This is a genomic window from Methylomonas sp. Kb3 (assembly GCF_002834115.1).
GTDB lineage: Bacteria > Pseudomonadota > Gammaproteobacteria > Methylococcales > Methylomonadaceae > Methylomonas > Methylomonas defluvii.
The window spans coordinates 18,762-33,915 of record NZ_PIZT01000012.1; the positions used below are offsets into that span (position 1 = coordinate 18,762).

General features: G+C 50.4%; 20 protein-coding genes and 1 tRNA gene. 7 read left to right on the plus strand and 14 right to left on the minus strand.

Features of this window, described 5'->3' with window-relative positions:
• Positions 1–7 precede the first annotated feature (7 nt).
• The 8 genes from flgG to CWO84_RS09640 form a co-directional block, all read right to left on the minus strand.
• The gene (gene flgG, locus CWO84_RS09605; RefSeq protein WP_033159262.1) at positions 8–796 is read right to left on the minus strand and encodes a flagellar basal-body rod protein FlgG; all 789 of its coding nucleotides are present in this window, start codon (positions 794–796) and stop codon (positions 8–10) included.
• Between the two features lie 51 nt (positions 797–847).
• The gene (gene flgF, locus CWO84_RS09610) at positions 848–1,591 is read right to left on the minus strand and encodes a flagellar basal-body rod protein FlgF (protein ID WP_033159263.1); all 744 of its coding nucleotides are present in this window, start codon (positions 1,589–1,591) and stop codon (positions 848–850) included.
• A 16-nt stretch (positions 1,592–1,607) separates the two neighbouring features.
• The gene (gene flgE, locus CWO84_RS09615; RefSeq protein ID WP_033159264.1) at positions 1,608–2,939 is read right to left on the minus strand and encodes a flagellar hook protein FlgE; all 1,332 of its coding nucleotides are present in this window, start codon (positions 2,937–2,939) and stop codon (positions 1,608–1,610) included.
• A 13-nt stretch (positions 2,940–2,952) separates the two neighbouring features.
• Complete coding sequence (locus CWO84_RS09620; RefSeq protein ID WP_101052426.1) at positions 2,953–3,633, minus strand: flagellar hook assembly protein FlgD; 681 nt, start codon at positions 3,631–3,633, stop codon at positions 2,953–2,955.
• Positions 3,634–3,640: 7 nt separating this feature from the next.
• Entirely contained in the window at positions 3,641–4,057 is a 417-nt protein-coding gene (gene flgC, locus CWO84_RS09625) for a flagellar basal body rod protein FlgC (protein WP_033159266.1), read from the minus strand.
• Positions 4,058–4,059: 2 nt separating this feature from the next.
• A complete protein-coding gene (gene flgB / locus CWO84_RS09630) occupies positions 4,060–4,455 on the minus strand; it encodes a flagellar basal body rod protein FlgB (protein WP_033159267.1) in 396 nt (131 codons plus the stop codon).
• A 178-nt stretch (positions 4,456–4,633) separates the two neighbouring features.
• Positions 4,634–5,500: a protein-glutamate O-methyltransferase CheR gene (locus CWO84_RS09635; protein WP_101052427.1), complete on the minus strand. Its 867-nt coding sequence runs from the start codon at positions 5,498–5,500 to the stop codon at positions 4,634–4,636.
• Between the two features lie 38 nt (positions 5,501–5,538).
• A complete protein-coding gene (locus CWO84_RS09640; protein ID WP_020483236.1) occupies positions 5,539–6,471 on the minus strand; it encodes a chemotaxis protein CheV in 933 nt (310 codons plus the stop codon).
• A gap of 117 nt (positions 6,472–6,588) precedes the next feature.
• Between CWO84_RS09640 and flgA the strand changes: the two genes are divergently transcribed.
• From flgA to CWO84_RS09665, 5 genes are all read left to right on the plus strand, one after another.
• Positions 6,589–7,278 (plus strand): flagellar basal body P-ring formation chaperone FlgA, encoded by a 690-nt coding sequence (flgA, locus tag CWO84_RS09645; protein ID WP_101052428.1) that lies wholly within the window; start codon positions 6,589–6,591, stop codon positions 7,276–7,278.
• 69 nt (positions 7,279–7,347) lie between these two features.
• Positions 7,348–7,653, plus strand: a complete 306-nt coding sequence (flgM, locus tag CWO84_RS09650) for a flagellar biosynthesis anti-sigma factor FlgM (RefSeq protein ID WP_101052429.1) — start codon at positions 7,348–7,350, stop codon at positions 7,651–7,653.
• A 4-nt stretch (positions 7,654–7,657) separates the two neighbouring features.
• Positions 7,658–8,152 carry a flagellar protein FlgN gene (locus CWO84_RS09655; protein ID WP_033159270.1) on the plus strand — a complete coding sequence of 165 codons (495 nt, stop codon included), beginning with the start codon at positions 7,658–7,660 and terminating at the stop codon, positions 8,150–8,152.
• A 33-nt stretch (positions 8,153–8,185) separates the two neighbouring features.
• The gene (locus CWO84_RS09660; RefSeq protein ID WP_101052430.1) at positions 8,186–8,965 is read left to right on the plus strand and encodes a flagellar brake protein; all 780 of its coding nucleotides are present in this window, start codon (positions 8,186–8,188) and stop codon (positions 8,963–8,965) included.
• A 32-nt stretch (positions 8,966–8,997) separates the two neighbouring features.
• A tRNA-Arg gene (locus CWO84_RS09665) sits at positions 8,998–9,074 on the plus strand.
• A gap of 117 nt (positions 9,075–9,191) precedes the next feature.
• Here the strand turns inward: CWO84_RS09665 and CWO84_RS09670 are convergent.
• Positions 9,192–9,968, minus strand: coding sequence for an NAD-dependent deacylase (locus CWO84_RS09670; protein WP_033159272.1), 777 nt, complete (start codon positions 9,966–9,968; stop codon positions 9,192–9,194).
• 108 nt (positions 9,969–10,076) lie between these two features.
• Between CWO84_RS09670 and CWO84_RS09675 the strand changes: the two genes are divergently transcribed.
• Together CWO84_RS09675 and CWO84_RS09680 are read left to right on the plus strand one after the other, a co-directional pair.
• A complete protein-coding gene (locus CWO84_RS09675) occupies positions 10,077–10,826 on the plus strand; it encodes a DUF1566 domain-containing protein (protein WP_033159273.1) in 750 nt (249 codons plus the stop codon).
• An 89-nt stretch (positions 10,827–10,915) separates the two neighbouring features.
• Positions 10,916–11,326, plus strand: coding sequence for a hypothetical protein (locus tag CWO84_RS09680; RefSeq protein WP_201799003.1), 411 nt, complete (start codon positions 10,916–10,918; stop codon positions 11,324–11,326).
• Positions 11,327–11,439: 113 nt separating this feature from the next.
• Here the strand turns inward: CWO84_RS09680 and CWO84_RS09685 are convergent, their stop codons facing one another.
• From CWO84_RS09685 to CWO84_RS09700, 5 genes are all read right to left on the minus strand, one after another.
• On the minus strand, positions 11,440–11,850 hold the full coding sequence (locus tag CWO84_RS09685; protein ID WP_033159274.1) for a hypothetical protein: 411 nt from the start codon (positions 11,848–11,850) through the stop codon (positions 11,440–11,442).
• On the minus strand, positions 11,847–12,041 hold the full coding sequence (locus CWO84_RS09690; RefSeq protein ID WP_033159275.1) for a hypothetical protein: 195 nt from the start codon (positions 12,039–12,041) through the stop codon (positions 11,847–11,849). Before CWO84_RS09690 ends, CWO84_RS09685 begins: the two co-directional genes overlap by 4 nt.
• Entirely contained in the window at positions 12,038–12,439 is a 402-nt protein-coding gene (locus CWO84_RS09695; RefSeq protein WP_101052431.1) for a DUF5681 domain-containing protein, read from the minus strand. Before CWO84_RS09695 ends, CWO84_RS09690 begins: the two co-directional genes overlap by 4 nt.
• Before the next feature lie 186 nt (positions 12,440–12,625).
• Positions 12,626–12,751 (minus strand): DUF5681 domain-containing protein, encoded by a 126-nt coding sequence (locus CWO84_RS24910; RefSeq protein ID WP_225892913.1) that lies wholly within the window; start codon positions 12,749–12,751, stop codon positions 12,626–12,628.
• A gap of 147 nt (positions 12,752–12,898) precedes the next feature.
• On the minus strand, positions 12,899–14,830 hold the full coding sequence (locus tag CWO84_RS09700) for a phage/plasmid primase, P4 family (protein ID WP_165385986.1): 1,932 nt from the start codon (positions 14,828–14,830) through the stop codon (positions 12,899–12,901).
• Positions 14,831–15,154: the final 324 nt, after the last annotated feature.

Consider the following 15,154-nt stretch of genomic DNA (forward strand, 5'->3'; position numbering starts at 1 on the left):
TCCTGAATTAAAGTTGTTGCGTGACAAAGGACAACATCTGGTCGGTGGTGGAAATGGCTTTGGAGTTCATCTCATAAGCACGCTGGGTTTCTATCATGTTGACCAGCTCTTCCACGACGTTGACGTTTGAGGTTTCCAAGGAACCTTGAATCATGGTGCCAAGTTCGTTTTCGCCGGGCGCTCCGATAATCGGCGCACCGCTGGCGACAGTTTCCCGGAACAGGTTGTCGCCAATCGGCTCCAAGCCGGCGGTGTTGATGAAGTCGGCGATCTGAATCTGTCCCACCTGATTGGCTGCCGCCGCGCCGGGTTGGGTTACCGATACCGTGCCGTCCTGGCCGATGGTGACGCTCAGCGCGTCTTGAGGAATGGTGATGGCCGGTTCCAGCGGCATGCCGTTGGAGGTGACCACTTGGCCGGTGGAATCCATTTTGAACGAGCCGTCACGGGTGTAGTTGATGTCGCCGTTGGGCATTAAAATCTGCATAAACCCGCGTCCGCTGACCGCTATATCCAGCGAGTTGCCGGTTTGTAGAATATTGCCTTGGGTGTGCAGTTTTTCGGTCGCTACCGTGCGCACCCCGGTGCCTAGCTGTAAGCCGGTGGGTAATTGGGTGTTCTGGGTGGACTGTGCGCCGGCTTGACGGACGTTTTGATACATCAAGTCGGCGAAAATCGGTCTGGCTTTCTTGAAGCCGGTGGTGTTGACGTTGGCCAGGTTATTGGAAATAACCGCCATGCGGGTTTGTTGGGCATCCAAACCGGATTTTGCGACCCATAATGCTCGTTCTGTCATGACAATCTCCTAATCTGACAATTTTTTGTCTTATCAGGAGTAAAGCAGAAACTATGCCACTTGCATCAGCTTGGCGCTGGCGCCTGATGTGTCATCGATGTTTTTCATGACCTTGGATTGCAATTCGAAGTTTCGAGACAGCTCTATCATTTCCACCATCGCCGCCAAAGCATTGACGTTACTGGATTCCAGAGAGCCTTGAATCAGCGTGACAGTGGCGTCGGCCGGTATGGCGCCGGCTTGCTTGGCGTGCATCAAGCCATCTTCGCGTTTTTCCAGATTGGCCGGATCGGGATTCACCAGCTTGATCCGTTCAACAATCACGCTATTGGTGGCATTGACGCCTTGCGGGACGATGGAGATGGTGCCGTCGGTACCGATTTCCAGTTTTTGGGCGGGCGGAACCGTGATCGCTTCGCCGCCTTCGCCAAGCACCGAGAGTCCTGCGCCGTTTTGCAGTAAGCCTTCCGGGGTGAGGCGCAGATCACCGGCGCGGGTATAGGCCTCCTGGCCCTCGGCATTACGCACCGCGATCCAGCCTTGGCCGTTGATGGCGACATCCAGGTCGCGGCCGGTGGTGTGGATACTGCCGCTGGCCATGTTGGTGCCCGGGCGTTCGGTCATCGAATAGACCCTTGATGGATAACCGGGACCGAAAGCCGGCATCGCGCGAAATTGCTCGAAATCGGCCTTGAAGCCGGTGGTTTGGGCGTTGGCCAGATTATTGGCGTTGGCGCCTTGCGCCAGCAAGGTCTGCTTGGCGCCGTTCATCGCAATGTATAGGCTACGGTCCATGGTTATTCCCCATTAATTACCGAATCTGCAGTATGGTTTGCATAATGCTGTTTTCAGTGGTGATGGTTTGCGCATTGGCCTGGTAATGCTGTTGGGCTACGATCAGGTTGACCAGTTGCGCGGATAGCTCGACATTCGAGCTTTCCAACGCGCCGGCCTGAATCAAGCCGAAGTTATTCGCGCCGGCCTCACCGGGAATCGGTTCCCCGGAGTTGGCGCTTTGTCCCCAAGCGGTGTCGCCGATTTTGGCCAAGCCGTTGGTATTGGCGAAGCGGGTCAATGCCACTTTACCCATGGTCTGTGAGCCGCCGTTACTGAAGCGGGCAAATATCACCCCTTCATCGTCAATATCAATGCCCGTCAAGCGTCCGGCCGGTAAGCCGTTTTGCGTCATCGTATTCACGCTGAACTTTTCCTGAACCTGGGTGGAACCGAAGAAGTCCATGGTGCCTACCTTCACAGGGGCCGCGCCGGTCGCCGGCAGTATGGTGTAATCACTCAAGGCGAAGCGTCCGGACACCGGGGATTGTAATTTGCCGGAGGAATCAAAAGTCATCACGGCCGGCGTCGGCAAAGTGGTGGTCGTGGCCGGGGCGGCGACCGCCGTGCCATAGGTGCCGGCATTGATGGAGGTTCGGGCGTTTGGGGTGGCTGGCTCGGCCATAAAATGATACACACTCCAATTCGTAGTGGAGGCTGTCGAGGCGCCTTTTACATAATAGGTGGAGAGAATATGCGGCGAACCCAGCGAATCGTAAACAGTCACCGAGGTTTGCGAGTTGTAGGAGTTATTGTTGGTTGGGTCGAACGGAGTTACGCTGGGAACTGTTTCGTTGGCGTTGAGATTTACCGCCAGAGAGACAGTGTCGGTGGCGCTGGGTAAGCCGGTGAGGGTATTGATCTGCACCGGTTGCGTCACCCCGGTGCTGAAGCCGTCGGAGACTGCAGTGCCGTTGGGTTTATAAACCATCAGTGATTTGCCTTGGTTGTTAACTAGATAGCCGTCCTTGTCCAGTTTGAATTCGCCGGACCGGGTATAAGTGATGTCATTGGTTTCTGTTGGGCTTTTGGCCATGGTAAAGAAGCCTTCGCCGCTGATCGCCAAATCCAGGTTGTTGTCGGTGAACGACAAGCTGCCTTGGTTGAATTGTTGGGCGACGTTGGCAACTCTGACGCCGGCGCCGGCCGTGGTGTTGCTGACTCCGCCCAGACTGGAGGCGTAAACGTCGGCAAATTCCGAGCGCGACTTTTTAAAGCCTACGGTGTTGGCGTTGGCAATGTTATTGCCGGTCACCGCCAGATTGTTGGATGCGGCGTTTAAGCCGCTTAATGCTGTTGTAAAAGCCATGATGCCTTCTCCTTCACAAGATTTGTTTAATTTGACTGAATTTTACGGTGCCGACGCCGTCCAGATTGACTTGCAGGCCGCTGCTGCCGCTGCCCATCGTCACGCTTTTCACCAGCGATTTAATATTGGTGGCTAATACCGTATTGACGCCGTCAATTTTGGCTTCCGCTTGAATTTTGTAGACGCCGGGGTCGGCAAATTGTTTATTGCTGTCTTTGCCGTCCCATTCGAAGGTGGTAGTGCCCGCCGACTGTGCGCCCATATCGATTTCTCTGATGGTGGCGCCGGTTTGCGGGTCTATGATTTTCACGCTGACATTCGGCGAACTGCTGGGCATTTCGAAATCGCCCGAGACGCTGCCGCCGGCACCCAGCAATGCTTCCTTGGAGGGTGCCGAAACATGGCGGCCAACCAAGCCGGCTGCTTGCAGGGCTTGGTCTGAGCTGAGCGAGCTGGCAAACTCTTTGAACGAAGCCTGTAGATCTTGAATACCCGATACGGTGCTGAATTGCGCCATCTGGCCAAGAAATTCGCCGTTATCCATGGGCTTCATCGGGTCTTGATGCGTCATTTGCGTGGTCAGCAGTTTCAGAAACTGGTCTTGCCCCAAGCTTTGTTTTTTTACGCCGCTTGATGTGTCGGAGCTGGTAGTGGCCAAGCCGAGACTTTTAAAGGTGTCTATTGCGCTGGTCATAAATGCCTCACTGTCCCATTTTCAGGGTTTGCAAAATCAGGTTTTTAGCAGTATTCAACACCTCTACATTGTTTTCGTAGGAGCGGGAAGCGGACATCATATTGGCCATTTCTTCCACGGTATTGACGTTGGATTTATAGATGTAGCCGGTCGCGTCCGCCAACGGATGATTGGGGGCATATTCCATCACCGGCGGCGCTTGGTTTTCGACGACGCCCAGCACGTTGACGCCGCTGGCGGTGCTGTTCTTGTCCATTGCATTTTTCAGTTCGGCGGCAAACACCGGTTGACGGGATTTGTAGACCTGATCAATGCTGCTGCTGACGCTGTTGGCGTTGGAAATATTGCTGGCGACCAGATTGAGTCTCAGGTTTTGCGCGTTCATACCGCTGCCGGCGACATCGAAGATGCGAAATGCAGACATGGTTATTCTCCTTTAATGGCCGACATCAGGCCGGAAAACTTGTTGTTGATAAACCGTAAGCTGGCTTCGTACTGCACGGCGTTTTCTGCGTATTTGGCTTGTTCGATGTGCGATTCGACGGTATTGCCGTCCAGCGAGGCTTGTTGCGGATTGCGGTACAGCAGGTCTGCGCCGAGTACATTATTCTGGCTAGACAGATGGCCTTGCTGGCTGCGTTTCAGCTCTGATCCTGCCCCGGCCAGGGTTTGTTGAAACACCGACTTGAAGTCCAGATCGCGGGCTTTGTAATCGGGCGTGTCGGCGTTGGCCAGGTTTGACGCCAGAATCTCGCTGCGCTTTTCGCGCAACGCTAATGCTTGCGGATGAATGCCTAAGGCACTGTCGAAATTAATAGCCATAATTGCCACCTTTGGGTTTTTTAAACCTTAAAGCAGTATATGTGCCATAAAATAAATGTGCTGTTATTTCATTTGTGTAGCGGATTTGAGGGATGGCGAGAGTGTCAAAAAACAGTGTTTCGGGCGGGGCGGCAAAATGCTGCCGTTGTGTTAAGTCGTCAATAAACTGACGAGCGACTTAACCGACTTTTTTGAAGTAGCTGGTTAAGCCGGAGCGAACCAATTCAAAGCTGTTTAAGCCTGTCGGCATCGCTTCGGTACTGCTTAGAAACAGATAGCCGCCGGGTTCCAGGCTGTCAGCCATACGGGAGAGGATGTCGCGTTTAACTTGATCGGAGAAATAGATCAGGACGTTGCGACAGAAGATCAGGTCAAAACGGCCCAAGGCAGTGAACGATTTGAGCAGGTTGAATTGTTGAAAACGCACGAGCTGGCTGACTTCCGGGCTAAGTAAGTAGCCGTCGTAATTTTTGTGGAAATACCGGGCTTTTGCCGCGCTATCCAGGCCGCGAGATAGTGCGGCTTCTGAATAAACCGCTCGCTTGGCTTCTTCGAGGATAGCTTCCGAGATGTCCGTGCCGATAATTTGCACGGAGCGGGATTTGCTGGAGGCTCTGATGGCTTCCAGGGCGCAGATGCCTATCGAGTAGGGTTCCTGGCCGGATGAGCACGCGGCGGACCAAACTCTGATGTTGCCGTTTTTGCGATTTAGCAAGTTGGGTAGGACTTGGTCTTTGAGTTCGACGAATTGCCGTTCGTCGCGAAACCAGAAAGTTTCGTTGGTGGTCATCGCGTCGATGACGGCGCTTTTGATTTTTTGCGAGGAAAATGACGCGGATTGCAGGCTATTGGCTAGTTCAGCGAAACTTGTGAATTCAAATTTGCCCATCAAGGGCAATAATCGGCTTTTTACCAGGTATTGTTTGCTGTCGCCCAACTCGATGCCGCAGCTCTGGCTGAGGAATTGTTGTATGGTTTGGTACTCCGCGGCGGAAATGTCGATAATTTTACCCGCCGGACTACCCGGTTCAGCCTGGTTCAACATGTCTAAGCTTTGCGGCTGGACGGCGTCTCGAGTATCGGTCAGGAATGGGCTGCATGATAAAGTTTGAGCTGATGCTGAATGGAATTCATCAACGAGTCTGGGTCAAATTTGGCCAGAAATTCGTTAGCGCCGACTTTTTGGACCATTGATGTGTTAAACACGCCGCTTAATGAAGTATGCAAAATCAAATAGATTTTTTTCATGTTGGGGTCGGCCTTGATTTTGGTAGCTAGGGTATAGCCGTCCATGCGCGGCATTTCTACATCGGAAATGATCATCGAGTATTTGTCCTGAATATCGATGCCGTCGGCCACCAGCGCGTTTAAATGATCCCAGGCTTCTTGGCCGTCTTTTAGCAGCGTACATTCGATGCCGATTTGCTGGCAGACCCGTTTAACTTGGTTCCTGGCCACCGATGAATCGTCCACTACCAAGATATGATCGTTTTTGCTGGTTACTTCCATGTCAATGATTTCTGCAGAAGCTTCTTCGCGGCCGCCGATGACTTCTTTCATGACTTTTTCGACGTCAATCACTTCTATCAGCTCACCGTCGATTTCAGTCACTGCGGTTAGATAGCTTTCTTTGCCGGTGCCGGTAGGTGGGGCTTTTACTTGTTCCCAACCGATATTAATGATCCGGTCTACCGAGCCGACCAGAAAGCCTTGAATGGAACGGTTGTATTCGGTGACGATGACGTAGCAGCCGGCGTCGCGGACCAAGGGTCTCATGCCGATAGCCATCGACAAATCGAGTACGGGAATGGTTTTACCGCGCAGGTGGGCCACGCCGCAAATCACCGAATGTGAATTGGGAATTTGCGTTAAGGGCGGGCATTGAATCACTTCCTGAACTTTGAAAACATTAATCCCAAAGCGTTGTTTACTAACAAGTTTAAACAACAAGAGTTCGAATCTGTTGTGCCCCGCTAGTTTGGTGCGCTGATCGACTCCGTCTAAGACTCCGGCCATAAAACCCCCTGAAATATACTGCTTGCAATTATAGACACTTTGCTTTTTTTTACTTTATAAAATTACTGGTATGTTTCGTGCTGTATTCTTGCAAAAGTCAAAAAAATGGCGACTGCAATGAAGATCAAAAATTTGAGAGTGATTTGGCTGTTGGTCTGCGAAACAGCGTTAGCGGGGCCGATGCAGTCGGTGCCGTTAATCCAGGATGCGGTTAACCAATACATCAGCACCAATCTTGCTCCAGGCGGCAAGTACGAAATAGGCGGAGCGCAAATTGATCCGCGTTTGCAATTGCCGCAGTGCGAACAACCATTACAAGTATTTACCCAATCCGGCGAAATAAAGCCGGGCAGGAATACGGTGGGGGTGCGATGCCAGGGCGAAAGAGGCTGGACGATTTACAGCATGGTATCGGTAAGGTCGTTTAAAGACGTACTGGTCCTGAATCGTTCATTACAGCGCAATGATGTGATTCGTGCCGAATATTTGACTACGGAAACCCGCGATATCGGCTTGTTGCAGCAGGGCTATCTGACCGAGCTGGATGACGTCGTCGATAAGCAGGCGGTACGCAACATTCCCGCCGGCAGTGTGTTAAGCAAGCAGCACGTTACCGAGTTGACATTGGTGAAGCGCGGCGAGCGGGTAAATATTCAATCAGGCAAGGCCGGAGTGCTGATTAGCGCGGTTGGCACGGCGATGGCGGATGGCGCCAAAGGTCAGAAAATCAATGTAAAAAACTTGTCTTCGCAACGGGTAATCCAGGCCACCGTGGTGGATTCCGGTCAGGTATCGGTTTATTTTTGATAAAGCGTTAAAGGAATTTATGATGATGCCGCTAAATGCTACAGATAAAACTAATTTAGGAATACCGTCATGGCTATCGACCCTATCACCAGCAAATCTGTTAGCACACCGCTACCGGCAAAACCAGCGGTTAAGGACTCGGCCGAACTTAAAGAGAAGCCCGTCAGCGGCGCCTCCACGGACACAGTCAACATCACAGCGACCGCTCTGGACATTAAATCGGCAACTGCTGCAAGCGCTACCGCCCCCGTGGTGAACGAAGACCGTGTGGCGGCCATAAAAGCCGCTGTGCAGGACGGCAGCTATCAAGTCAACGCCGAGCGCGTTGCCGAGAAAATGTTGCAATTTGAAGGTCAACTAACCAATAGCACATGACGTCATGATAGAGAAAACTTATCAAATCACCGAAAAACTACTAAATAACGGTTTAAAAGCAACGCAAAGTTTGCACGAGCTGCTGAACGCCGAAGCCGCAAACCTGAAACAAAAAACCGATGCGGATGCCATATCGGCAATCGCTACCCACAAAAAAGATCTGGTTGCCCAGCTTGAGCAATTCACCAAGCAACTTGGGCAGGTACTCGCCACCGAGCAACTGGTGGTGAGTAACGATGGCATGAAAGCCTATCTGGTCAAAGCTAAATCCGCCGGTATCAATATTTCCGAGTCCTGGAATTATTGGAATCACATCGTTAGGCTCTCCCAAACCTGTCGCACAATTAACGAACAAAACGGTGCCAGCATTGCGTTATTGAGTCGACATACGCAAAGATCACTGCAAATCTTAAGAGGCAAGTCGCCGTTAGCCGCTACCTACGGGCCTGATGGCGTTACCCGCAACGAGCTGTTTTCGCATACATTAATTTCGGTGTAGACTGAGCGACGAATAACCAGACAGGTCGCTCATATGCTGCGAAAACTCAAGCATTTATTTTCAAAACCGTTGCCGACGGAGCCCGCTCACGATGACGATGACGAGCTATTGAGTTTTGAGAACCCTAACTTTATTACCGATTCCGACAAGATTGCCAAATTGCTGGGGGAAATTGAAAATAGTTCGCCGCTATGTACCGTTCAGGTTGAGGGCGAGGACTTTAGTTCTTCAATATTGGCAGTCAAACTGGATAAGAAGGTCATTATCCTCGACGAACTGATGCCTAAACACGGCAACGATTTTCTGTTGCTTAATCGCTCGCTGAAACTCTCTACCTTTCATAAGGGTATCCATTTATCGTTTAATCTGGCGGGAATCGAAGTCGGTCATTCAAGGGGAATCAATTACTACAAAGCCCCGTTCCCTGATCGCGTGTTTTATCCCCAGCGGCGGCGCACCCCTCGTCTGGAAATTAGCAGTATCGATATTCCGTTTTCCGGCGTTGTGCAGCGCACGGGTATTTCGGTCGGAGGTAGTCTGTTCGATTTATCCAGAGGCGGAGCGGGGATTACCGTTCCCGTTAATAGGGCGCGGGTTCAGCGCGGCGATACCGTAAAAAACTGCCAAATCACCTTTGAAGATTATGTTATGGATTTTGATCTGTCCGTACGCTTTGTAAAGCCGGTATCGGCGGCATCAGCCAAAGTGCAAATCGGCGGATTATTCGAAAATCTGTCTGCAAAAAGCCAATCCAAGCTGTCCTATTTCATCACTTCACTTGAGCGCGTGGTGATTAGAAAACAGAAAGCCTAGTCTTTTGGCCTGTGGTAAAATCACGCGCTAAGGTCCCGGTAGCTCAGCAGGATAGAGCGGTCCCCTCCTAAGGGACAGGTCGGACGTTCGAATCGTCTCCGGGACGCCATATAAATCAATGTCTTGTGCTGATTAATAAAAACTTAAAACGCTCTGCGTCACACTCACGTCACGCTAAGAAATAAAAAGCCTCAAAAACCTACCTGATTTCTCTACTTAATAAACGCTAACCAATTCGGTTAGATGGTTTGGCTTTTAGGCCGTTCAATAACTTGGGCAGAACGTCCCCGGCTTTCGCTTTCATATTGAAATCGGCTTTGCTGTCCAGCGGGGTTTCGTCGGGGTTGATTTGAATTACCTTTGCGCCGTGCTGCTTGGCTATATCGGACAAACCGGCTGCCGGCCAAACAAGCGCAGATGTTCCGACGGAAATAAACACCTCACATTTGGATACTGCTTGCGCAGCTTGCTTTAAGGCTTTTTCCGGTAAAGATTCGCCAAACCAAACTACTCCAGGGCGAATGGTATTGCCGCAAATTATGCACACTGGTGGCTCAACGCGCCTGCCGCCCTCGGGTTCATTCGGTATGCCCTCCGGGTGTTGATAGGGATTCCCGCAATAGCTGCATCGTGGCTTATGCAAACTGCCGTGCAGGTGGATAACGTCATTGCTGCCGGCGCGTTCGTGTAAGTCATCCACGTTTTGCGTAATCAGAGAGAATTGTTCGAACCGCCTTGCCAATTCCGCCAATGACAAGTGCCCGGCGTGCGGCTGGGCCTTGAGTGCGTGCATTCTGCGCCATTCGTACCAACCCCAGACCAAAGCTTTATCTTCCTCGTAACCGCGAGGACTTGCCAAACGTTGCGGGTCGTAGCGTTCCCAAAGCCCGGTCTGCGCGTCTCGAAAGGTGGCGATGCCGCTTTCTGCCGACATGCCAGCTCCTGACAAAACAGCGACGCGTTTTGCCTTGCGAATTTCATTCAAGATTTTGTTTTCTGTCATCTTCGATAGGAAAAAATTGGCGTTAGAACGAAGTTGCTTTGTTTTGCCGTTTGTTGTGGGGTTACGGCATGATTGCCCTATGATTAACCACAAGCCAAGGGAATCGTTATGGAAATCAAGAAAATACTAGGCGTTTTGGTCGGCTTAGCATCGACAGGGGCCAATGCGACTTTAATCCCGTACACCTCCAACGGCGTGGCTTTGGTTTATAGCAGCGTTAGTGATGTGACTTGGCTTGCTGATGCAAATTTATTTGACACAATGGAGACCAGACAGATTGCACCATCTTTCATTAATTCAATAATTTCCGATACACCTTATATCTACGATACGCCAAATTACTTTGATGGAGAATATTCTTTTCCCGAAGGAAACCTTAATCCTTCTGGAAGGTACAAAGTGACGGGCTACGATTTCCTTGCGGGTGGATTAATGACTTGGTACGGAGCCATAGCATTTGTTAATTACTTAAATACAACAAACTATGCAGGTGCTAACCAATGGCGATTGCCAACTATTAGCGATTATGCAAATCAAGGATACAGTCAATTAGACGGTGAAATAGGACAGCTTTTTTATAAAGAACTGGGAGGTATTGCAAGCCAAGCTATCCCAGAAAATGATTATTTTCACAGCGTGAAATTTGCGTATTGGTACGGTTCTGAGTATTTGCCAAACCCAATTAATTCGAGCATGTTCTACACCTATGACGGCGCTCAAACCAACGATAATAAAACGAATCACTTGTACAGTTGGGTAGTTGCACCAGGACAATTATCTGAAGTTCCGTTGCCTAGCGCCCTTTGGTTCCTGTTAACTGGGGTTTTTTCAATACGTTTGCTTAAATTTAGAAGGTGATTCTGTATTGCAAAATATTAAAGCCCTTTGACTAGAGGGGCTACGATTAAAACCCTTACTTTTACGTTGGACAAACAAAGGAGTTCGTTATGAACATCAAGAAAATATTCATTAGCACCGTTTTTGCCGCTGTAGGGTTCCCAATAATGGTATCGGCAGAATGTCCATATGACCCGAACTGCTTAGACAATCCATATGGTGCTGGTAGCCCGTACAAGTCCGATGGGTTAAAAAATCCCTACAGTGAATACGGTAGCCCCTACAGCAATAAATCGCACACAAATCCTTATGCCACAGACGCACCAAAACTTTACGATAGCGAAGGAAATTACCGAGGACGCCTGAGCATAATCCCTACGATTCTGATTCCACTTCGAACCCCTACGGTAGATATGGAAGTAAATATTCGCCAGACAGTATTAATAATCCATACGGAGCAGGTAATCCACATTCGAATGCCCCCATTTATGTCGTCCCGTCTGAGTAGTTTGCCTAATTAATCGTTAGCAACTGTCATTGTAATCTTTCCTGGCCCAGACAATTTAACAATAAGAAGGAGCGCCAAATCGCATAATATTTTAATTTCGGCCTCAATCACCCGATTTACCAAGCCCTAAGCTCGAACATCGAATTCATCGAGATAGAAAACGTGCTTCGACTTTTTTCCAGGGTAACGACACTGCAAGGCTTGCTGCTCAGTTTTACCCTGCTCAAGAATGATAAAGACCGGGCCGGATTGGCAATTCTTTCGCTCAAGCTTGTGCAGTCTATTTTGCAACGCCATTGAATTTACCTCGCAAGGGGATAAAAGATTTTGATAGTTGTGTAGGTCGGCCAGAAAATGGCATCGCTGGCCCGAGAAGGCCACTACCGATTCGTTTTGCTCGCGTCGAATCGTTTCCCCTTCGCATTCGTAGCCAAAGATTTCAGCGCCAGGGTCAACGATAAATCGAGAAATTCGAATACAGGATTGTTGGGCATTCTGCCGCTGTTCCATCTGACAGATTCGCTTATCTAAGTTCATGCTGCCAACATCCAGGTATAGGCTTCTTCCGGTGACAATCCACTAGTTTTGTTAACCGGTTTTTCAGATGCGGTTGCGGGTTGGCGCACCATCCAAAGATACTGCTCCATCGGGCTTAATCCTTCCGGCATTTTCGGTGGATTGATTGAATGCAGATTTTCCAAATGACTGAGTCGGGCTTGCAAACTCATTGTCTACTCTCTAGTGCTTCAACTCTGGCAATTAGCTCGGTGGTTTCAATCAGCTTGCCTTGATGAGTCAGAACGGAAATTAGCTGATTGGCAACGTCAGGCGGGACATTACCGGATAACGCCGCATTGACAACTTCCGCGCCTTGCTCGGCCAATCCTGCGGACTTGTTCAGGGTAATTGCCACGCTCGCCGCCACCGGTCTCAGCGTTGGAGCAATGCGGTCTAACAGCGTCTTACAGGCTTGCAGGTCGCCGTTGAGCGCGGCATCCATCACCACTTTCAATATATCTTCGCGGCGTTCCTCAATCGCTTTACGCACCATGCCGCCCGCTGATTTGCCTTTGGGCCTGCCGTTAGGGTTTCCCGACTGTCCGGGTTTGGATTTAGGCGTTGGCATCGCAAACTTCTGTTATCGCTCTGTTAGAGTTCTGATAATTCATAATTGAACTGCGTTTAATTTATCAACATAACTCTTCCGTTGCAAACCAAAGCCTTCAACGAAATGGATGATTTGCTTGGAAATTAGGCCGTTCGCATGTTTTCACCTATTTGTGGCCTGTACATCGCCTTCCCTGGAATTCGACTAGTTTTCTACAACGTCCGGCATATCGTCAGAAATCGTTTTTCTAATCAATGTCTCCGGGGTTTTGTCCTTGGGTCGGCCTGCCGGGCTTCCGCTTTGGCCGGGTTTGAATTTGGTATTTGCCATCTGTTCAAATCCTGCTTGTTTCACAGTTTTTAATAATCTGAAAGTGCAGATAGAGCAGATAAAAGCCTTTTTTAGTAAAGTCCTCACGGAAATAAAATATAAGAAAACTTTGGGAAAATGGGATTTATCTGCACTATCTGCACTCGTTTACCAACCGCGGGCGGTTTTATAGTTGCCGGAATAGTTGGCTTCCTTAACGGCAAGGCCTGCCCAAAGCGTTAATCCACTGGACCTACGGCTATTAAATCCCCGTTCACCAAGCCGCCGACCAAGTGAAATGTTACTGGCTGGCTTTAAACCGTTATCGAAGCACCATTGCTTATAATTGCTGTAAATATCGGTCGATGATGTTTCAAAACTTGGTGACTGTCGGCAGCACTCAGCCAGCCAACGCCCGACCAAGTCCTGTTCGTCCTGATAGTCGCCTGTTGCTTGCCTGATGGTGGCAGGCACATCAACCAAACCGCGCCGCTGCCACTCAATACAGCCTTCTACCATCCACGCTAAGATGTGCGGGGATTCGGCTCTTAGTTTGTCTAATAGCGCAGGGTCGCGTTGTTCCGGTGTAAACGTCCTTTTGAATGGGACTAACCTAACTCGACGCCATATGCCGTAATCATTGCCTTTGATGATGGGCTTATGGTTGCCTAGCATCATCAGTTTAAATTGTGGCGTAAATTGGAAGGGTGCGGCGTAAAGCTTCCGTGCGGTCATGGTGTCGCCTGCCACAAGGCTTTTTATAAATGACTCGGCCAATGCTGCACCATCTTCGGTTTCGGAACTCATAGCCAGCCTAGCACCTATCAACTCGGCTAGGTCTGGTGTAGCCCCGCCGGCTTGCCGTTTCGATTCGGTTAATGTTTCGGCAGCGATGGCGCGCGCATAATCACCAAGGATAAATCGGATGGTATCAGCCAAAACGCTTTTACCGTTTGCACCCAAGCCAAAGCAGAAAACAAAGATTTGCGATAGAAACGCCAGCCAGCGCCGTGCCTCTTTAGATTTGCCCAACTGCTTGACGTTCAGCGACTTGGTTATAAAGTCGTTTTGTTGTGCGGGCCTAGTGGTTCCGGTTCTCAGGTCTAGTGATACACGACCACAATCTAAGGCTAAACGGAACGGGTCAGCATCGATAAGCGCCAGCGGCAAGCGTACCGTGTCGAAGTCCATCAATAACGACACAGATGCTTCAATGGTGCGTTCTTTCTGCGATGTGCGCGCCCATTTAGCAAAATGCTGGGCGTCGGCCAAGTGTAAGCCGCCCTCGGTGTAAATCTGCTGAGGTAATCTTGCGGCTAAGCCTCTTACTGTTGCGCCGTCAACGTCCCACATCCAAGCACCATCACGCCAATGTAGCCAGGCTTTGGCATCGTGGACATAATGCAGATTTCCTCCGTGAGCATCTAGCAATCGGGAGGCGTTGCCAAGCTCAGATAGTGGTCTAGTGCTTGCCGTGCCGTCGCGAACATCCGTACCTGATAACGCCGGAACTGCAAAACATGTTTTTGTGGTGGGCAGCGCTTCAAATACCTGCTCAATTTCCCGCCGTACCGCATCTAGTCCGGCAGATTGTGCCAAGTCATTAAAGTCCCCGCCATAGGGTGGAAATACCACGGCAGCGGCTACAGCTTGAGCCGCATCGGTTGCCTTGCTGCGTCCTGGGTTGCCCTCGGTTTGTATGTCATCATTGCCGCAAATTAAGAGGCGCGCGGATTGGTAACGATTCCGCAAATCTTCGGCCACACTGCGTAAATTCCCGGCAGAAAAGCACACACAGACCGCATATCCTGTTGCCCTATGCAGAGTGTCAGCAGTGGCGAAACCCTCGCATAATAACAGCGTAGCGCCGTTTTCCGGTGTGCCTAGCCACACATGCCCACGACACATACGACCGCCGCTATAAAAGCGTTTTTGGCCGTCTGGCGCGATACGTTGCAGGCTTTGCAATTCGCCAATAGAACCATAAACCGGCAGCACCAAAGAGCCGTTACTATCCACGCGCGCCATGTGCGGCTTAATAACTTTCCTCATTAAATACGGGTGCGTTTCATCCGCTGGGGTTGCCGCTTCCCATTCCATCAGGGCTTTTGCTGCGGCCTGTTTATATCCGGCTTCCCGTTCGTCCTGGGCTGCTTTCGTAGCCGCCTTAATGCTGCGGTTAAAGGCGGCTTGCTCGGCTGAATTTAAGGGTTTATCCCGCTTTGCTTGCCATACGTGTTGATTACCAGAGCGCCAGAACCCAAACGCCGCGCCTTGGCCGTCTGCGAATAAATGAACCCAGCCGGACAAGTCCGAGCGTTTGCCATTGGTGGAAAATCGCGTTGTTTTACTGGGCTGGATGTTATCGGGCGGGTCGAAACCCGCCGCTTGCATAGAGTCGCGCAATGATTGCAACATCAATTC